Annotated in this window: 15 protein-coding genes; 5 read left to right on the top strand and 10 right to left on the bottom strand. The window is 72.3% G+C overall.

Features of this window, described 5'->3' with window-relative positions; translation table 11 throughout:
* Nucleotides 1–297: 297 nt before the first annotated feature.
* From whiA to uvrC, 4 genes are read right to left on the bottom strand one after another with little or no spacing between them, the layout of a single operon-like run.
* Nucleotides 298–1,287 carry a DNA-binding protein WhiA gene (gene whiA / locus IE286_RS04575; protein ID WP_189795293.1) on the bottom strand — a complete coding sequence of 330 codons (990 nt, stop codon included), beginning with the start codon at nt 1,285–1,287 and terminating at the stop codon, nt 298–300.
* Nucleotides 1,278–2,369: a gluconeogenesis factor YvcK family protein gene (locus IE286_RS04570; protein WP_189795292.1), complete on the bottom strand. Its 1,092-nt coding sequence runs from the start codon at nt 2,367–2,369 to the stop codon at nt 1,278–1,280. Before IE286_RS04570 ends, whiA begins: the two co-directional genes overlap by 10 nt.
* Complete coding sequence (rapZ, locus tag IE286_RS04565; RefSeq protein WP_189795291.1) at nt 2,366–3,364, bottom strand: RNase adapter RapZ; 999 nt, start codon at nt 3,362–3,364, stop codon at nt 2,366–2,368. Before rapZ ends, IE286_RS04570 begins: the two co-directional genes overlap by 4 nt.
* A complete protein-coding gene (gene uvrC / locus IE286_RS04560; protein ID WP_189795290.1) occupies nt 3,361–5,415 on the bottom strand; it encodes an excinuclease ABC subunit UvrC in 2,055 nt (684 codons plus the stop codon). Before uvrC ends, rapZ begins: the two co-directional genes overlap by 4 nt.
* A gap of 370 nt (nt 5,416–5,785) precedes the next feature.
* Here uvrC and IE286_RS04555 point away from each other — a divergent pair, with 370 nt between their 5' ends.
* Nucleotides 5,786–6,724 (top strand): hypothetical protein, encoded by a 939-nt coding sequence (locus tag IE286_RS04555; RefSeq protein ID WP_189795289.1) that lies wholly within the window; start codon nt 5,786–5,788, stop codon nt 6,722–6,724.
* A gap of 36 nt (nt 6,725–6,760) precedes the next feature.
* Here the strand turns inward: IE286_RS04555 and IE286_RS04550 are convergent, their stop codons facing one another.
* Complete coding sequence (locus tag IE286_RS04550) at nt 6,761–7,186, bottom strand: Rieske (2Fe-2S) protein (RefSeq protein WP_189795288.1); 426 nt, start codon at nt 7,184–7,186, stop codon at nt 6,761–6,763.
* A 346-nt stretch (nt 7,187–7,532) separates the two neighbouring features.
* Between IE286_RS04550 and IE286_RS04545 the strand changes: the two genes are divergently transcribed.
* Nucleotides 7,533–8,579: a LacI family DNA-binding transcriptional regulator gene (locus IE286_RS04545; protein ID WP_189795287.1), complete on the top strand. Its 1,047-nt coding sequence runs from the start codon at nt 7,533–7,535 to the stop codon at nt 8,577–8,579.
* Entirely contained in the window at nt 8,576–9,487 is a 912-nt protein-coding gene (locus IE286_RS04540; RefSeq protein WP_189795286.1) for a carbohydrate kinase family protein, read from the top strand. The genes IE286_RS04545 and IE286_RS04540 overlap by 4 nt, the downstream gene beginning before the upstream one ends.
* A 158-nt stretch (nt 9,488–9,645) precedes the next feature.
* On the opposite strand, the gene uvrA is transcribed toward IE286_RS04540, so the two are convergent.
* Nucleotides 9,646–12,657 carry an excinuclease ABC subunit UvrA gene (gene uvrA, locus IE286_RS04535; RefSeq protein ID WP_189795285.1) on the bottom strand — a complete coding sequence of 1,004 codons (3,012 nt, stop codon included), beginning with the start codon at nt 12,655–12,657 and terminating at the stop codon, nt 9,646–9,648.
* Nucleotides 12,658–12,891: 234 nt separating this feature from the next.
* Here uvrA and IE286_RS04530 point away from each other — a divergent pair, with 234 nt between their 5' ends.
* On the top strand, nt 12,892–13,578 hold the full coding sequence (locus IE286_RS04530; protein ID WP_189795284.1) for a maleylpyruvate isomerase family mycothiol-dependent enzyme: 687 nt from the start codon (nt 12,892–12,894) through the stop codon (nt 13,576–13,578).
* Nucleotides 13,579–13,635: 57 nt separating this feature from the next.
* On the top strand, nt 13,636–14,292 hold the full coding sequence (locus IE286_RS04525) for an MBL fold metallo-hydrolase (protein ID WP_189795283.1): 657 nt from the start codon (nt 13,636–13,638) through the stop codon (nt 14,290–14,292).
* A 169-nt stretch (nt 14,293–14,461) separates the two neighbouring features.
* Here IE286_RS04525 and aroQ read toward each other — a convergent pair whose 3' ends face one another.
* The 4 genes from aroQ to uvrB form a co-directional block, all read right to left on the bottom strand.
* Nucleotides 14,462–14,935, bottom strand: a complete 474-nt coding sequence (aroQ, locus tag IE286_RS04520) for a type II 3-dehydroquinate dehydratase (RefSeq protein ID WP_189795282.1) — start codon at nt 14,933–14,935, stop codon at nt 14,462–14,464.
* Between the two features lie 102 nt (nt 14,936–15,037).
* Nucleotides 15,038–16,135: a calcium:cation antiporter gene (locus IE286_RS04515; RefSeq protein ID WP_189795436.1), complete on the bottom strand. Its 1,098-nt coding sequence runs from the start codon at nt 16,133–16,135 to the stop codon at nt 15,038–15,040.
* Between the two features lie 125 nt (nt 16,136–16,260).
* Entirely contained in the window at nt 16,261–16,839 is a 579-nt protein-coding gene (locus IE286_RS04510; RefSeq protein ID WP_189795281.1) for a TerD family protein, read from the bottom strand.
* 171 nt (nt 16,840–17,010) lie between these two features.
* The gene (gene uvrB / locus IE286_RS04505; protein WP_189795280.1) at nt 17,011–19,164 is read right to left on the bottom strand and encodes an excinuclease ABC subunit UvrB; all 2,154 of its coding nucleotides are present in this window, start codon (nt 19,162–19,164) and stop codon (nt 17,011–17,013) included.
* Nucleotides 19,165–19,222: the final 58 nt, after the last annotated feature.

The following is a 19,222-nucleotide window of genomic DNA, read 5'->3' as shown; positions in this document are numbered from 1 at the left end:
CCCGCGAAAAGCGCGGCGCTTCATACCGATCAGGAGAGATACGGGCCGCTCGCACGAGCGCCCGGATCACTCCATTTCGCTACGGTTCGACGAGGGCACGTTGTTCACATTGATCACTCTTTCGTGAACCCCCTCTCTCATATGAGAAAGGCTGATTTCCGTCGGCGCATATTCGGGACGTCCGGCAGTTCGCGCAGAGCGATGACGGGGTCCGGGGAGACGACCGCCGGGGCATGTGCCGCTCCCCCGCACGGTGGAGGATGGGGCCGTGTCCCGGGCCGGGCGCGGGCGCTCCGGTCAGCCGGCGAGGTTGTCCGCCAGGTCCTCGGTGAGGCTGGCCTCGGTGCCCGGGATGCCGAGGTCGGCCGCGCGCTTGTCAGCCATGGCGAGCAGGCGGCGGATACGGCCGGCCACGGCGTCCTTGGTCAGCGGCGGGTCGGCGAGCGCGCCCAGCTCCTCCAGGGATGCCTGCTTGTGCTCCATGCGCAGGCGTCCGGCGGCGGCGAGGTGCTCGGGGACGTCGTCGCCGAGGATCTCCAGCGCGCGGGCGACCCGGGCACCCGCGGCGACCGCCGCGCGCGCCGAACGGCGCAGGTTGGCGTCGTCGAAGTTGGCCAGCCGGTTCGCCGTGGCGCGGACCTCGCGGCGCATCCGCCGCTCCTCCCAGGCCAGCACGGACTCGTGGGCGCCCAGACGGGTGAGCAGCGCGCCGATGGCGTCACCGTCACGGACGACGACCCGGTCCACGCCGCGCACCTCGCGGGCCTTGGCGGCGATGGACAGCCGGCGGGCGGCACCGACCAGGGCGAGCGCGGCCTCCGGGCCCGGGCAGGTCACCTCCAGCGAGGAGGAGCGGCCGGGCTCGGTGAGGGAGCCGTGGGCGAGGAAGGCGCCGCGCCAGGCGGCCTCGGCGTCGCAGGTGGCCCCCGAGACCACCTGCGGCGGCAGGCCGCGGATCGGGCGGCCCCGGCCGTCGACGAGCCCGGTCTGGCGGGCCAGCTGGTCGCCGCCCGCGACCACGCGCACCACATAGCGCGAGCCGCGGCGCAGCCCGCCCGGTGCCATCACGATCAGCTCGGAGCTGTGCCCGAAGATCTCCAGGATGTCCCGCTTCAGCCGCCGCGCGGCCATCGCGGTGTCCAGTTCCGCCTCGATCACGATGCGCCCACTGACCAGGTGGAGGCCGCCGGCGAACCGCAGGACGGCGGAGACCTCCGCCTTTCTGCAGCAGGTCCGGGTGACGGGAAGCCGGGAGATCTCGTCCTTCACCGCTGCCGTCATCGCCATGGGCCGATCCTTCCATGCATCCGAAAAATACGGTCGTACGCGGCGGCCAGCAGCTCCGGATCGTGCCGAGGGGTTCCGTCCCTGCGGGCCACCGGGGCCAGCTCGACCGCGGCCCCGAACCGCTTGGCGGCCTCGGTCAGCACGTCGCGGTCAGGCACGGCGGCCTCGTCGGCCAGCACCACGTCCAGGGCGAGTTTAGGGGCGTGTCGTCCCAAAACCTCCAAATGACGCTGCGGTGAGAAGCCTTCGGTTTCTCCGGGCTGCGGGGCGAGGTTCAGCGACAGCACCCGGCGCGCCTTGGTGGTGATCAGGGCGTCCAGCAGGTCCGGAACCAGCAGGTGCGGGATGACGGAGGAGAACCAGGAGCCGGGGCCCAGCACCACCCAGTCCGCGTCCAGCACCGCCTCGACGGCCTCGGGCACGGCGGGCGGGTCGGGCGGCACCAGGTGCACGGACTGCACCTCGCCCGGGGTGAGCGCGACCGTGGCCTGGCCGCGCACGGTGTCCACCTCGTCGGGCCGCTCAGGATCGTGTCCCTTGACCAGGGCCTGCAGTTCCAGCGGCACGGCGGACATGGGCAGCACGCGTCCGTGCGCGCCGAGCAGCTTGCCGACCAGGTCCAGGGCCTGCACATGGTCGCCGAGCTGCTCCCACAGGGCGACGATCAGCAGGTTGCCGACCGCGTGATCGTGCAGCTCGCCCTTGGAGGTGAAGCGGTGCTGGATCACCCGGGCCCAGGTCTGGCCCCAGTCGTCGTCGCCGCACAGCGCGGCCAGCGCCTTGCGCAGGTCGCCGGGGGGCAGCACCCCCAGCTCTTCGCGCAGGCGTCCGCTGGAGCCGCCGTCGTCGGCCACGGTGACGACGGCGGTCAGGTCCCCGGTGATGCGGCGCAGCGCGGCCAGCGACGCGGACAGCCCTCTGCCGCCGCCGAGCGCGACCACCTTGGGCTGGGCGCCCCGGCGGCGCGGCCGGGCGCCGCGGCCCTCGGGGCGGGCGGCGCGCGGGTCGGGCGCGGGGCGGCCGGCGCGCGACTCGGGGATCACCCGGCGCAGCCGGCCCAGCCGTGATGTACGTCCGCTCACTCGCGCCCCATGTCCCGGTGGACGACGACGGTCTCCACGCCCTCGGCCGCGAGCCGGGTGGCGAGCTTCTCGGCCATGGCGACCGAGCGGTGCTTGCCGCCGGTGCAGCCGACGGCGACGGTCACGTACCGCTTGCCCTCGCGGCGGTAGCCGACCGCGATCAGCCGGAGCAGCTCGGTGTAGCGGTCGAGGAACTCCTTGGCGCCGGGCCGGCTGAAGACGTAGTCGGCGACCTCCTCGTTCAGGCCGGTGTGGGGCCGCAGCTCGGGGACCCAGTGCGGGTTGGGCAGGAAGCGCATGTCGACGACCAGGTCGGCGTCGACCGGCAGGCCGTACTTGAAGCCGAAGGACATCACCGTGGCCCGCAGCTCGGGCTCCTCCTCGCCGGCGAACTGGGCGTCCATCTTGGCGCGCAGCTCGTGCACGTTGAGGCTGGAGGTGTCGATGACGAGGTCGGCGTCGCCGCGCAGCTCGCGCAGCAGCTCCCGTTCGGCGGCGATGCCGTCGACGATGCGGCCGTCGCCCTGGAGCGGGTGCGGGCGGCGCACCGACTCGAAGCGGCGCACCAGGGCCTCGTCGGAGGACTCCAGGAAGACCACCCGCCGGGTGACGTTCTTCGCCTCCAGGTCCGCCAGGGACTCGCGCAGATTGTCGAAGAAGCGGCGGCCGCGGACGTCCACGACGACCGCGATGCGCGCCACGTTGCCCTGCGAGCGGGCGCCCAGCTCCACCATGGTGGGGATCAGGGCGGGCGGCAGGTTGTCGACCACGAACCAGCCGAGGTCCTCCAGACACTTGGCCGCCGTGGAGCGGCCGGCCCCCGACATGCCGGAGATGATCACCAGCTCGGGGATGGCGGCGTCGGGGACGCCGGCCAGGTCGATGCCCTGACTCACCTGTGCTCCGTCTTTCCGGACCGTGCGCTGCCGCAGGTCCTCACGTGTGCCGTCGCGGGTCCGGTCCTCTCCGGTCGCGGGCTGCTCGTGCTCGCTCATCTCTCACGCCCCCGTCGTCGCTCCGGGGCTCCCGTGGCGACGGGCTCCCCTGCGGTGCCCGCCGTCGGTCCGGGTACCGCCTCGTCCACGTCTTCCATGATCTCTCCAGTTGCCGTGTTCACGGCGGGTGCGGCCGGGGCCGTCCGGGCGAGGGCCGCGGCGATCGCCTCGGCCGTCTTGCGGCCTATGCCGGGTACCTCACAGATCTGGTCGATTGTGGCGGACCGGAGCTTTTTCACCGAGCCGAAATGCTTGATCAGCGCCCGCTTGCGTGTCTCGCCGAGGCCGGGCACGCCGTCCAGGGGGCCGACGCGCAGCCGCTTGGCCCGCTTGGTGCGCTGATAGGTGATGGCGAAGCGGTGGGCCTCGTCGCGGACGCGCTGCAGCAGGTACAGCCCTTCGCTGGTGCGCGGCAGGACCACCGGGTCGTCCTCGCCGGGCAGCCAGACCTCCTCCAGGCGCTTGGCCAGGCCGCACACGGCGATGTCGTCGATGCCCAGCTCGTCCAGGGCCCGCTGGGCCGCGGCGACCTGCGGCTGCCCGCCGTCGACGACGATCAGCTGGGGCGGGTAGGCGAACTTGCGGGGACGGCCCTCCTCGTCCTTGAGCCCGTTCTCCCCCGCCCCGTCGTCCACCCACTCGCCGGTGCGCTCCTTCTCGGCGAGGTAGCGGCGGAAGCGCCGGGTGATGACCTCGTGCATGGAGCGGACGTCGTCCTGGCCCTCGAAGCCCTTGATCTGGAAGCGCCGGTACTCGCTCTTGCGCTGCAGGCCGTCCTCGAAGACGACCATGGAGGCGACCACGTCCTCGCCCTGCAGATGGGAGATGTCGTAGCACTCGATCCGCAGCGGGGCGCTGTCGAGGCCGAGGGCGTCGGCGATCTCCTCCAGGGCGCGCGAGCGGGTGGTCAGGTCGGAGGCGCGCCTGGTCTTGTGCAGGGCGAGCGCCTGCCGGGCGTTGCGCTCGACCGTCTCCATCAGGGCCTTCTTGTCGCCCCGCTGCGGCACCCGCAGGGACACGCCCGAGCCGCGGCGCCCGGTGAGCCACTGCTGCACGGGTGCGACCGGGTCGGGCAGGGCCGGGACGAGCACCTCCTTGGGCACGGCGTCCCCGCTCTCCTCGCCGTAGAGCTGCTGCAGGGCGTGTTCGACCAGGGCGCCGGTGGTGACGTCCTCCACCTTGTCGGTCACCCAGCCGCGCTGGCCGCGCACGCGTCCGCCGCGCACATGGAAGATCTGCACGGCGGCCTCCAATTCGTCCTCGGCCACGGCGACCAGGTCGGCGTCGGTGGCGTCGGCGAGCACGACCGCGTTCTTCTCCATGGCCTTCTTCAGGGCCCCGATGTCGTCGCGCAGGCGGGCGGCCCGCTCGTACTCCATCGCCTCGGCCGCCTCGGCCATCTGCCGCTCCAGACGGCGCAGATAGGTGCCGGTGCGGCCGGCCATGAAGTCGCAGAACTCCTCGGCCAGCTCCCGGTGGTCCTCGGGGGAGATCCGGCCGACGCAGGGCGCGGAGCACTTGCCGATGTAGCCGAGCAGGCACGGACGGCCGGTGCGGGCGGCGTTCTTGAAGACGCCGGCCGAGCAGGTGCGCACCGGGAAGACGCGCAGCAGCAGGTCGACGGTGTCGCGGATGGCCCAGGCGTGGGCGTACGGGCCGAAGTAGCGCACGCCCTTCTTCTTGTGCCCGCGCATGACCTGCACCCGCGGGAACTCCTCGTTCATCGTCACCGCGAGGTACGGATAGCTTTTGTCGTCGCGGTACTTGACGTTGAACCGGGGGTCGTACTCCTTGATCCAGGAGTACTCCAGCTGCAGGGCCTCCACCTCCGTGGACACCACGGTCCACTCCACGGACGCGGCCGTGGTGACCATGGTGCGGGTGCGCGGGTGGAGGTTCGCCAGGTCCTGGAAGTAGTTCGCCAGGCGCTGGCGCAGGCTTTTCGCCTTTCCGACGTAGATCACCCGGCGGTGCTCGTCACGGAACCTGTAGACCCCGGGAGAGTCCGGGATGTCTCCCGGCTTGGGGCGGTAGCTGGAGGGGTCGGCCATGTCTCACACCCTACTGGCGGTCACTGACACCGGGGCGGGCCTGTGGACGACGCCGGGCCGGGCCTGTGGACGGCACCGGGGCGGGCCCGTGGACGACGCGTGTGCGGTGCGACAACACCCCCGGGCCGGGCCTGCGGACACCGCGCGGGACGCCGTCCTCGCCGGGGGTGCGCGGCCCCCTGTGACCGGCGGGCCGGGGCCGGACCGCCGGGGTGCCGGACCGGTCACGGGTGCGCCACGGGTGCGCCCCGGGGTGTTGTCGCACCGCGGCGGGCGCGCTATCAATGCCCGCAACGCCGGGGCCGTGGGACGGACGGGCCCCGTGCGTCCGGTCCGTCCGGCCGCCGCACCCTCCTCGAAAGGCCCGCGCATGCAGGACGCCCCTCAGCAGCCGGCAAGCGCCCGCACGGAGCTGGACACGGCCCTGCGGAACGGTCCGTTCCATGTGGCGCTGCGCGCCGCGATCGCCGCCCGGGGGCTGCCGCTGCAGCGTGTGCAGCACCATCTGGCCCGCCGTGGGGTCCGGGTCGGCGTGACCAGTCTGAGCTACTGGCAGCAGGGGGCCCGGCGTCCGCGGCGCCCGGAGTCGCTGCGCGCCGTGCGGGCCCTGGAGGAGATCCTGCGGCTGCCCGAGGAGTCGCTGATCCGGCTGCTGACCGGGGACCCGGCCGGCCGGCGCGCCGCCACGCGCTCGTACCGCTCGCTGGTCACGGCCTCCGCGGTGCTGCGCGAGGTGCTGGCCGGGCTGGGCGTGCCGGACGACGGCGGAGTGCGGACGCTCGGGCACCACGAACGGGTGCGGATCGGGCCGTCGGGCACCCTCGTCGGCGCCGAGTCGCAGCACATCGTGCGGGCCCGGCGCGACGGAGTGGACCGCTTCGTGGCCGTGCATCACGGCGACCCGGGGTGCGCCCCGGAGCGCATGGCCGTGCGGCCGCTGGAGAACTGCCGTACCGGGCGGGTGCACCGGCACCACGCCGCCGGCCTGCTGATCACCGAACTGCTCTTCGACCGCAGCCTGCGGGCCGGCGAGTCGTACCTGTTCCGCTACGGCGTCGAGGACGGCACGGCCGGTGTGGCGCACGAGTACGCGCGGATGTTCGCCTCGGCGGGCGGGCAGTACGCCCTGCTGGTGCGCTTCGACACCGCCTCGCTCCCCGTGCGCTGCCACCGTTTCGTCCAGACCTCGGCCGCCGCGCCGCGCGACGGGCGGCAGGAGCTGCCGGTGAGCGAACGGCACCGCTCGGTCCACCTCGTCGAGCCGCGGGTGCGGCCGGGGATCGTGGGGATCGGCTGGGACTGGGAGTAGGCCGTGCCGGCCGGGGGCCTCGGCGGGGCGGCCCGGTCAGGCGCCGGGGCCGGCGATGAGCTTGCCGCCCTTGGCCCGCACCGGGACCTGCTCCAGCGGCACGGTGGCCGGGGACTGCACCACCTTGCCGGTGGTGGCGTCGAACCGGCTGCCGTGGCAGGGGCAGACCAGGGTCGTGCCCTCCAGCTTGTCGATCGGGCATCCGGCGTGCGTGCAGATGGTGCTGAACGCCTTCAGCGTGCCGTCCGCGGCCCGGCTGACGACCACGTTGTGGTCGCGGAACAGCGTGGCGCTCCCTTCGGCCACCGCGCTCTCCGGGCCGAGGTCGACGGGGGCCGTCGGGGTCGCGGGGGCCGAGGCACCGCCGTCGGGGCCGCAGGCGGCGAGCCCGAGCCCGGCGACGGGCGTGAGGGCCGCGCCTCGGATGATCGTACGGCGGCTCGCGGACGGACGGCCGGACATGTGGAACTCCCCCTGGTCGAGGTCTGTGCAGGGCGACGATACCGACCCCGCTTCCGTCGTCCGGGAGCGGGGCTCTCCCCGGCCGGGCGGGGCGGGCCGGGGCGCCGGTGTCCGCCGGTCGGGGGACACCGGTGCCCGCGGCCCGGGACCGCCGTGGCCGCGGGTTCGGGCCGCCGCAGCCGGCGGTGCCCGGCCGCCGCAGCGGATGCGGCGAGCCACGGTCCGGGGCGGATCGCGGCAGCCGTACGCTGGGGACGTAAACGCTTACGCGAGCGTTTACGCGCGGCGGTGCGATGGGATACGGTCCCCGCCGCAGGCAGGGCAGCCCACGAGGAGGACGGACGCGATGCCCACGATGGCAGACGTCGCACGGAGCGCAGGAGTCTCCGTGGCGACCGTCTCGCACGTGCTCAACGGCACCCGGCCCGTGCTGCCGCACACCCGCCAGGCGGTCCTGGACGCCGTGGAGGAGCTCGGCTACACGCCCAACGGCCTCGCCCGCTCCCTGGTGACCTCGCGCACCCGGTCCATCGGGCTGGCGGTGTCGGCGATCAGCAACCCGTACTTCACCGAGATCCTGCAAGGGGTCGAGTCCTGTGCCCTGGAGCACGGCTACAGCCTGCTGCTGGCCGATCCGCACGACGACCCGGAGCACGAGCGGACGGTGGTCCAGCTGCTGCACGAGCGGCGCGTGGACGGGGTGATCGTCGCCCCCTCCGCGCAGCCGGACGCCCTGGTGGCGTATCTGACGCGGCATCGTCTGCCGGCCGTGTTCCTGGACCGGCTCCTGCCCGAGGGCACCGGCGGGCAGGACGCGCCCGCTTTCGACCAGATCTGCGCCGACGGCACACAGCCCACGGCCCGGCTGGTCGGCCATCTCGCCTCCCTCGGGCACCGGCGGATCGGGCTGGTGGCCGGGCTGCCCGGCTGGAGCACGACCGCCGAGCGCCTGGCCGGCTACCGCCGGGGACTGGCCGCCGCCGGACTTGCCTGCGACGAACGGCTCGTGGTCCACGGCGACTCCTCGGCCGGCGGTGCCGAGCGCGCCACCGGGGAGCTGCTCTCGCGGGCCGCGCCGCCGACGGCACTGGTCACCGCGAACAACGCGATGACCATCGGCGCGCTGCGCGCCCTGCGCGAGCGCGGTCTGTCCGTCCCGGCGGACATGGCGCTGTGCTGCTTCGACGACTTCGACTGGGCCGGCCTGTTCACACCGGGGCTGACCGCGATCGCCCAGCCGGGCCGGGAGCTGGGCGCCGGGGCGGTGCGGCTGCTGCTGGACCGTCTCGACGCGCCGGACCGGCCGGCCCGGACCGTGCGCCTGCCCTGCTCCTTCGTCCACCGCACGTCCTGCGGCTGTCCCACGCCGCCCGAGAAAGGAACCGACTCGTGATCGTCGTCGCCGGAGAGGCCCTGATCGACCTGGTACCGCGCGGCCCGGGCCCCCTCGCGGACCTGACACCGGCGCTCGGCGGCGGCCCGTACAACACGGCCGTCGCGCTCGGCCGCCTGGGCTCCCCCACGGCCTTCTGCTCCCGCACGTCCGAGGACGCCTTCGGGCAGGCCCTGCTCGACGGGCTGCGCCGGGCGGGCGTCGACGTCTCCGCCGTGCAGCGCGGCCCGGAGCCGACCACGCTGGCCGTGGCGTCGGTCGGGGACGACGGCTCGGCCGCGTACTCCTTCTACGTCGAGGGCACCGCCGACCGGCTGTTCACCGCGCCCGCCGAGCTGCCCGCCGGGAGTCGCGCGGTGTCCTTCGGCACCTGTTCGCTGGCGCTGGAGCCGGGCGCGAGCGCCTACGAGGAGCTGATGCACCGGGTGGCCGCGCAAGGGTTGTTCACCGCGCTGGACCCGAACATCCGGCCCGGGCTGATCCCGGACGCGGACGCCTACCGGGCCCGTTTCCGCGGCTGGCTGCCGTCGGTGACGCTGCTGAAGCTGTCCGAGGAGGACGCCCGCTGGCTGGGCGGCACGCCCGCCGAGTGGCTGGCCGCGGGGCCGTCGGCCGTCGTGATCACCCATGGGGGCGACGGGCTGACCGCGTACACCCGCAACGGCGCGGAGCACTCCGTGCCGGGCGAGAAGGTCGACGTCGTGGACACGATCGGCGCCGGGGACACCGTGAACGCGGCCCTGCTGCACGGTCTGGCGGCGCAGGACGCGCTGTCCCCCGAGGGGCTGGCGGCGCTGGACGCGGCCGGCTGGCAGCGGCTGCTGCGGTTCGCGGCCCGTGCGGCGGCGGTCACCTGTTCCCGTGCGGGCGCCCAGCCGCCGTACGCGGCGGAGGTCGGCGAGCCGTAAGGCGCTTCCCGTCGCGGAGCCGGCCAGGGGCACCAGCTCGCGGTCACCGGCTCCCCGGCGCGGGTTCCGGCCGTCGCCCTGTCGGTGGCACCGTACGCCTCGGCCCTCGGCCCCCGTGGTGGTCCCACGGGGGCCGAGGGCCGTCCGGGCGATGCGGGTCAGGCCTTGCGGGCGCGCGGGATCTTCTTCGCGGGCTCGCTCTTCTTGCTCGCCGTGTTGTTCGCCCGCCTCCGGGCGGTGGTGGTCCTGCGGGCGGCGGTCGCCGCCACCGCCTTGCCGGCGGCGGCCTTGCGCGGCGTCGCCTTGACCGGCTCCGCGTCGCTGATCCGGTCCGCGCCGAGGATCTCCCGCAGGAACTTGCCGGTGTGGCTGGCCGGGACACCGGCGACCTGCTCGGGGGTGCCCTCGGCGACGACCAGACCGCCGCCGGCGCCGCCCTCCGGGCCCATGTCGATGATCCAGTCCGCGGTCTTGATCACGTCGAGGTTGTGCTCGATGACGATGACCGTGTTGCCCTTGTCGACCAGGCCGTTCAGCACCTTGAGCAGCTTGCTGATGTCCTCGAAGTGCAGACCGGTGGTCGGCTCGTCCAGCACGTAGACCGTGCGGCCGGTGGAGCGGCGCTGCAGCTCGCTCGCGAGCTTGACGCGCTGGGCCTCGCCGCCGGACAGGGTGGTCGCCGACTGGCCGAGCCGGACGTAGCCGAGGCCGACGTCCTTGAGCGTCTTCAGGTGCCGGGAGATGGCCGGCACCGCCTCGAAGAACTCCGTGGCCTCGTCGATGGGCATGTTCAGCACGTCGGCGATGGACTTGCCCTTGTAGTGGACCTCCAGGGTCTCCCGGTTGTACCGGGCGCCGTGGCAGACCTCGCACGGGACGTAGACGTCCGGGAGGAAGTTCATCTCGATCTTGATGGTGCCGTCGCCGGCGCAGTTCTCGCAGCGGCCGCCCTTGACGTTGAAGGAGAACCGCCCGGGCAGGTAGCCGCGGACCTTCGCCTCGGTGGTCTCGGCGAACAGCTTGCGGATGTGGTCGAAGACGCCGGTGTACGTCGCCGGGTTGGACCGCGGGGTGCGGCCGATGGGCGACTGGTCGACGTGCACCACCTTGTCGACGAGGTCGTCGCCCTCGACGCGCGTGTGCCGTCCGGGGATGGTGCGGGCGCCGTTCAGCTCGCGCGCGAGGTGGGTGTACAGGATGTCGTTGACCAGCGTCGACTTGCCGGAGCCGGAGACACCGGTGACCGCGGTGAACACGCCCAGCGGGAAGGAGACGTCGATGTCCTTGAGGTTGTTCTCGCGGGCGCCGTGCACGGTCAGCTGCCGGGCGGGGTCGCGCGGGCGGCGTACCTCGGGCAGGGGGATGGACTTGCGGCCCGAGAGGTACTGGCCGGTCTGCGACTCGGTGTTGGCGAGCAGCTCCTTCAGGGAGCCGCTGTGCACGACCTTGCCGCCGTGCTCACCCGCGCCGGGGCCGATGTCCACGATCCAGTCGGCGGTCTTGATGGTGTCCTCGTCGTGCTCGACGACGATGAGCGTGTTGCCCATGTCACGCAGCCGGACCAGGGTCTCGATCAGCCGGTGGTTGTCCCGCTGGTGCAGGCCGATGGACGGCTCGTCCAGCACGTACAGCACACCGACCAGGCCGGAGCCGATCTGGGTGGCGAGGCGGATGCGCTGGGCCTCGCCACCGGAGAGCGTGCCGGCGGCGCGGTTGAGCGAGAGGTAGTCCAGGCCGACGTCGACCAGGAACCGCAGGCGCTCGTTGACCTCCTTCAGGACCCGCTCGGCGATCTTCTTCTCGCGGCCGTCGAGCGTGAGCCCGCGCAGGAACTCGGCGCAGTCGCTGATCGACATCGCGGAGATCTCCGCGATGGACTTGCCCATGATCGTCACCGCGAGGACGACCGGCTTCAGGCGGGTGCCCTCGCATGCGGGGCAGGGCACCTCGCGCATGTAGCCCTCGAAGCGCTCCCGGCTGGCGTCGCTCTCGGCCTCGCCGTGCCGCCGCTTGACGAAGTTCACGGCGCCTTCGAAGGACGCCAGGTAGACCCGCTCGCGCCCGTAGCGGTTGCGGTAGCGGATCTCGATCTGCGTCTTGTGGCCGTACAGCAGGGCCTTCTTGGCGCGCTGGGGCAGCCCGGCGAAGGGGATGTCGGTGCGGAAGCCGAGCGCGTCGGCCAGGGCGTGGATCTGCCGGTCGAAGTAGTCCTTGGTGTGGCCGTGCGACCAGGGGTGGATGGCGCCCTCGTCGAGGGACTTCTCCACGTCCGGGACGATCAGCTCCGGGTCGACCTCCATCCGGGTGCCGATGCCGGTGCACTCGGGGCAGGCGCCGAAAGGCGAGTTGAAGGAGAAGGAGCGGGGCTCCAGCTCCTCGAAGGACAGGTCGTCGTACGGGCAGTACAGGTGCTCGGAGTACATCCGCTCGCGCTCGGGGTCGTCCTCGGGGAGGTCGACGAAGTCGAGCACGACCATGCCGCCGGACAGGCCGAGGGCGGTCTCCACGGAGTCGGTCAGGCGGCGCTTGGCGGAGTCCTTCACGGTGAGGCGGTCCACGACCACCTCGATGGTGTGCTTCTCCTGCTTCTTCAGCCTGGGCGGGTCGGAGAGGTGGATCGTCTCGCCGTCCACGCGGGCGCGGGAGTAGCCCTTGGCCTGCAGGTCGGCGAAGAGGTCGGCGAACTCGCCCTTGCGCTCGCGCACCAGCGGCGAGAGCACCTGGAAGCGGCTGCCCTCCGGCAGCTGAAGCACCTTGTCGACGATGGCCTGCGGCGACTGGCGCGAGATCGGGCGGCCGCACTCGGGGCAGTGCGGCTTGCCGATGCGTGCGAAGAGCAGGCGCAGGTAGTCGTAGACCTCGGTGATCGTGCCGACGGTCGAGCGGGGGTTGCGCGAGGTCGACTTCTGGTCGATGGAGACCGCCGGGGACAGGCCCTCGATGAAGTCGACGTCCGGCTTGTCCATCTGGCCGAGGAACTGCCGGGCGTACGAGGAGAGCGACTCCACGTAGCGCCGCTGGCCCTCGGCGAAGATGGTGTCGAACGCCAGGGAGGACTTGCCCGACCCGGACAGGCCCGTGAAGACGATGAGCGAGTCCCGGGGCAGGTCGAGCGAGACGTTCTTCAGGTTGTGCTCGCGCGCGCCACGGACGATGAGACGGTCGGCCACGCCGGTCCGCACCTTTCTTGAGAGAAGTGACAGGGGCGGGGCCCCCGTGCTTCTTCAGACTAGGGGGAGCCACTGACAACGCCGGGTGGGCTGCCCGGAGCCACCCGGATACACAACAACTCCCGGCTCTCCAGCATGCCCGACGTCGCCCCCGACCTTATAGCACGTGTATTCGATTTACGGCCGGAGCCCGACTCCTTCACCCGAAGGAGTGGCGGGGCTAGGGTCGGGCGCATGATGGATCACGCTCGTGACCTGGCGTCTGTACAGCACGCCACCGACCGGCTGCTCGGCGCGGTCGCCACCCTGGACAACGCGGCTGTGACCTACCAGTCACGGCTGCCGGGCTGGAGCCGGGGCCATGTCCTGGCCCATCTGGCCCGCAACGCCGACGCCCTGGTGAACGTGCTGCGGGGCCGCCCGATGTATGCGTCCGCCGAGGCCCGCGACGCCGACATCGAGCGCGACGCCCCCCGCAGCCTGCGGGTGCACCTCGCCGACGTGCGCGAGAGCGCGGCCCGCTTCCAGAAGGCGGCGGCCGCGACCGAGGACTGGTCGCGCACCGTCGAGCTGCGCAACTCGGTCACCGACTCCGCCTCCCGGGTGCCGTTCCGGCGCTGGGTGGAGGTCGAGCTGCACCATGTGGACCTCGGCATCGGATACGAGCTGGAAGACCTGCCCGCCGAGTTCACCGAGCGGGAGATCGGCTTCCTCGCCGAGCGCTTCACGGGCCACCCGGACGTCCCCCCGGTCCGGCTGACGGACGGCACCCGCACATGGCACACCGGGCGGGAGGCGGCCGAGCCGCGGCTGACCGTCACGGGGAGCCGGCCGGACCTGCTCGGCTGGCTCTCCGGGCGCCGTGACGGAGCGGTGCTCACGGTGACCGGCGGCCCTCTCCCGGCTCTCCCTCCGCTGTAGCCCCCGCCCGGCCCGCAGGACCTTCGCCGGGCCGGGACCGGCGATAGGCTGACGGCCATGACGTACACCGGAGAGGTGAGGGTCGGCGGCCCGGCGGACGTGCACGAACTCAAGGACCTGATGATCACCAAGATCGCGGTGGGTCCGATGGACAACAACGCCTATCTGCTGCGCTGCCGGGCCACGGACGAGCAGCTGCTGATCGACGCCGCCAACGACGCCCGGACCCTGCTCGGGATGATCGGCGACGACGGCATCGCCTCGGTGGTCACCACCCACCGGCACGCCGACCACTGGCAGGCGCTGGCAGAGGTGGTCGAGGCGACGGGCGCGCGCACCTACGCGGGCCGCGAGGACGCCGAGGGGATTCCCGTGCCCACGGACGTCCTGGTCGACGACGGCGACACCATCCGGGTGGGGCAGGTGGAGCTGACCGCGCGCCACCTGGTCGGCCACACGCCGGGGTCGATCGCCCTGATCTACGACGACCCGCACGGGCACCCGCACGTGTTCACCGGGGACTGCCTGTTCCCGGGCGGGGTCGGGAACACCTTCCACGATCCGCAGGCCTTCGCTCAGTTGATCCACGACGTCGAGACGAAGATCTTCGACGTCCTGCCGGACGAGACCTGGGTCTACCCGGGACACGGCAACGACACCACGCTGGGCGCGGAGCGCCCGCACCTGCCGGAGTGGCACGCGCGCGGGTGGTGAACCGCGGGTGGTGCGCCCTCCTCGGGGCGGTACGCCGTCCGTCCTTAGGCGGCCGTCCTGGGGCGGTGTGCCGTCCTGCGGGCGGTGCGCGTCCTGGGCGATGCGCGTCCTGGGCGGTGCGCCGTCCGGACAGCGGGTGACGGCCGCCCAGGACGGCCCGCGGGAGCCCCTAGGCCTCCGTGCTGACGGCTCCGGCCAGTGCCGCCACCCGTTCCACCGCGAAGACGTATCCCTGAGTCCCGCATCCGGCGATGACGCCGTCGGCACGCAGGGACACGTAGGAGTGGTGCCGGAAGGACTCGCGCCGGTGGATGTTGGAGATGTGCACCTCCACCACCGGCAGGCCGTCGCAGGCGTTGAGGGCGTCCAGGATGGCGACGGAGGTGTGCGAGTAGGCGCCCGGGTTGATGACGATGCCGCAGTGGTGCAGCCGGGCCTCGTGGATCCAGTCGATCAGCTCGCCCTCGTGGTTGGACTGCCGGAAGTCCACGGTGCGGCCGTGGGCGGCCGCCGCCCCGGCGCACCGGGCCTCGATGTCCGCGAGGGTCTCGGAGCCGTAGATCTCCGGCTGCCGCTGCCCGAGCAGGTTCAGGTTGGGGCCGTTGAGGATCATGATCGGCGCGGTGGCTGGTGTGCGGGGCACGGGTTCCTCCGGGTGTGTGGCGTGGACGGCCGTCCGCCGGACGGCGGCTGGTAGTCGGTCTATCACGGCACCCGGCCGCCTCCGCACGCCCGCCGGCGCCGCTCAGGGATTGATCGCCAGCTCCAGGTAGGCCGCGAAGATCACCAGGTGGACGCCGCCCTGGAGCGGGGTGGCCCGGCCCGGTGCCACGGTCAGCGAGGCGACGACCACCGTGAGAAGGAGCAGGAGCATGTGGGCGGAGCCCAGGCCGAGCACCAGCGGCCCGGACAGCCACACAGAGGCCAGGGCGACCGCGGGGATGGTCAGGCCGATGCTGGCCATCGCCGAACCGAGGGCCAGGTTGAGGCTGGTCTGCACCCGGTCGCGCCGGGCCGCGCGCAGGGCCGCGATGGTCTCGGGCAGCAGCACCAGCATGGCGATGATCACGCCGACGACCGCGTGGTGCAGGCCGGCGGCCTGCACCCCGGCCTCGATGGCCGGTGAGACGCCCTTGGCGATGCCGATCACGCCGACCAGGGCCAGCAGCAGCAACGCTGCGCTGATCCAGGCGGTGCGGGCGGACGGCCGATCCGCATGGGCCTCGAAGGTGATCACCATTCCCTGCCGGGTGACCGGCAGGAAGTAGTCGCGGTGCCGCACGGTCTGGGTGGCGACGAACAGGCCGTAGAGGATCAGCGAGGACACCGCGGCGAAGGTGAGTTGCACACCGGAGAACTGCGCGCCCGGCTCGCTGGTGGTGAACGCCGGCAGGACGAGACTCAGGGTGGCCAGGGTCGCCACCGTGGCGAGCGCCGCGCCGGTGCCCTCGGCGTTGAAGACGGCCGTGCGGTGCCGCAGCGAGGCCACCAGCAGGGACATGCCGAGCACGCCGTTGCAGGTGATCATGACGGCGGCGAACACGGTGTCCCTGGCCAGGGTCGCGCTCTTGGCGCCGCCGTCCAGCATCAGCGTGACGATGAGGGCCACCTCGATCACGGTGACGGCGACCGCGAGGACCAGGGAGCCGAACGGTTCACCGACCCGGTGGGCGACCACCTCGGCGTGGTGGACCGCGGCCAGGACCGATGCGGCCAGCACCCCGCACAGCACCACGGTCACCACGGCAGGCAGGCTGCGTCCCCAGGTCAGGGCCAGCAGAACCACCGCGAGCACCGGCACGGCGGTCGTCCGCGCCCGTGTGAGCGCGCGCCGGGTGATCATGTAAGGATCGTCCCGCATCCGGCGCAGGTTCGCATTCCGGCCGGCGGCGAGGGCGGTGTCCGTGCCTTGGGCGGTGCGGGCGGGACCGCGCCGGTGCTCTCGGCGGCCGTGCCGCGGGTGCCGTCCTACAGCAGCGGGGCGATGGCCGGCATGAGGTCCTTGAACGTACGGCCGTGGGAGGGGACGCCGAGGGCGGTCATCGTCCAGCCGTTCCCGGCCCGGTGCACCTTCGCCATGATCTGGGCGGTGTAGTCGCCGCCGCCGTCCAGGGTGTAGCGGGCGAGTTCCTGTCCGGTGGTGTCGTCGACGAGGCGGCAGAACGCGTTCTGCACCTGCTGGAAGGTCTGGCCCGTGAAGGAGTTCACGGTGAAGAAGATCTGGTCGATGTGGGACGGGACGCGCCGCAGGTCGACGAGGATCGCCTCGTCGTCGGTGCCCTGCCCGGCACCGCCGACCAGGTTGTCACCGGTGTGGCGCACCGAGCCGTCGTCGCTGACCAGATGGCGGAAGAAGACCACGTCGACGGGCTGGTCGCCGGCGAACAGGATGGCGGAGGCGTCGAGGTCGATCTCCCGGGTGCGGGTGCCGAACAGGCCGCGGCGCGGCGCCGCCTTCCAGCCGAGGCCCATGCGCACCGCGGTCAGGCTGCCCCCGTCGTTCTTCTGCAGGCTGATGGCCTGGCCCTTGGTCAGGTTGACGGACACGGCTGCTTCCCCTCTCCGACGGCTCCCCTGTTGCCGCGCAGGACGCGGTCGATCCGCACCTTACGCGGCGAAAGCGGCGGCGCCGACCGGCGGACCGCTGTTTGTGGCGGTCTTGCAACACAGCGCGCACGGCGGTGGCCGGCCCAGCGGGCCGGGCACCGCCGCACGGGATCAGGCCAGCCCCGCCTCCCTCATCTGGCGCAGCTCCTTCTTCATCTCGGCGACCTCGTCGCGCAGCCGGGCCGCCACCTCGAACTGCAGCTCGGCCGCGGCGGCGCGCATCCGCTCCGTCATCTCCTCGATCTGCTCGGCGAGCTGCGCCGCGGGTCGGTCGGTGGGCGTCGTCTCCTTCGCCTTGCCCTTGCCGGGCTTGGTCGCCTTGGCCGCCGCCTTGCCCTCCTGCCGGCCGCCGAGCGCGGGCACGGCGGCCTTGCCGCTGCGGCCGTCCTTGCTCTTGCGGTAGCCGGTGCCGAGCAGCTGCTCGGTGTCGACCTCCTCGCGGGCGATCTGCGCGACGATGTCGTTGATCTTCTTGCGCAGCGGCTGCGGGTCGATGCCGTGAGCCTTGTTGTAGGCGATCTGCTTGGCCCGGCGGCGGTTGGTCTCCTCGATGGCCTTCTCCATCGCCGGGGTGATCTTGTCGGCGTACATGTGGACCTGGCCGGAGACGTTGCGTGCCGCGCGGCCGATGGTCTGGATGAGCGAGGTGCCCGAGCGCAGGAAGCCCTCCTTGTCGGCGTCCAGGATCGCCACCAGGGACACCTCCGGCAGGTCCAGTCCCTCGCGCAGCAGGTTGATGCCGACCAGGACGTCGAACTCGCCGGAGCGCAGCTCGCGCAGCAGCTCGACGCGGCGCAGCGTGTCGACGTCGCTGTGCAGATAGCGCACCTGGATGCCGAGCTCCACGAAGTAGTCCGTGAGGTCCTCGGCCATCTTCTTGGTGAGCGTGGTGACCAGGACGCGTTCGTCCTTCTCCACGCGCTTGCGGATCTCGTGCACCAGGTCGTCGATCTGTCCCTCGGTGGGCTTGACGACGACCTCGGGGTCGACCAGGCCGGTGGGCCGGATGATCTGCTCGACCTGGCCGTCGGAGCGCGACAGCTCGTAGGGGCCGGGGGTGGCCGACAGGTAGACCGTCTGGCCGATGCGTTCCTGGAACTCCTCCCACTTCAGCGGGCGGTTGTCCAGGGCGGAGGGCAGGCGGAAGCCGTGCTCGACCAGGGTGCGCTTGCGGGAGGCGTCGCCCTCGTACATCGCGCCGATCTGGGGCACGGTGACGTGCGACTCGTCGATGACGAGCAGGAAGTCCTCGGGGAAGTAGTCGAGGAGGGTGTTGGGCGGGGTGCCGGGCTCGCGGCCGTCGAAGTGCATCGAGTAGTTCTCCACCCCGGAGCAGGTGCCGATCTGGCGGAGCATCTCGATGTCGTAGGTGGTGCGCATGCGCAGCCGCTGGGCCTCCAGCAGCTTGCCCTGCTTCTCCAGCTCGGCCAGGCGCTCCTTGAGTTCCTGCTCGATGCCGCGGATGGCCCGCTCCATGCGCTCGGGGCCGGCGATGTAGTGCGAGGCGGGGAACACGTACAGCTGCTGTTCGTCGCTGATGATCTCGCCGGTGAGCGGGTGCAGGGTGGACAGCGCCTCGATCTCGTCGCCGAACATCTCGATGCGGACGGCGAGCTCCTCGTAGACCGGGAAGATCTCGATGGTGTCGCCGCGTACCCGGAAGGTGCCGCGGGTGAAGGACATGTCGTTGCGCGTGTACTGGATGTCCACGAAGCGGCGCAGCAGCTCGTCGCGGTCGATCTCGTCGCCGACGCGGAGCGGGACCATGCGGTCCACGTACTCCTGCGGGGTGCCCAGGCCGTAGATGCAGGAGACGGAGGCGACCACGACGACGTCGCGGCGGGTGAGCAGCGAGTTGGTCGCGGAGTGGCGCAGCCGTTCGACCTCCTCGTTGATCGAGGAGTCCTTCTCGATGTAGGTGTCCGACTGCGGGACGTAGGCCTCGGGCTGGTAGTAGTCGTAGTACGAGACGAAGTACTCGACGGCGTTGTGGGGAAGCAGCTCGCGGAACTCGTTGGCCAGCTGCGCGGCCAGGGTCTTGTTCGGCGCCATGACGAGGGTGGGGCGCTGCAGCTTCTCGATCATCCACGCGGTGGTGGCGGACTTGCCGGTGCCGGTGGCGCCGAGCAGCACCACGTCCTTCTCGCCCGCCTGGATGCGCCGGGCGAGTTCCTCGATGGCCTGCGGCTGGTCGCCGCTGGGCCGGTAGGGGCTGACGACCTCGAAGGGCGCCACCGTGCGTTCGATGTGGGAAACGGGCCGCATGTCATCCACCGTACGACCCGCCACTGACAACGGGGGCGCCCGGCGGGGAGGGGGGAGG

This window comes from Streptomyces thermodiastaticus, assembly GCF_014656135.1.
In the GTDB taxonomy this organism is placed as follows: domain Bacteria; phylum Actinomycetota; class Actinomycetes; order Streptomycetales; family Streptomycetaceae; genus Streptomyces; species Streptomyces thermodiastaticus.
Note: the sequence above shows the minus strand (reverse complement) of the source record. Positions and strands in the feature narration are given on the sequence as shown.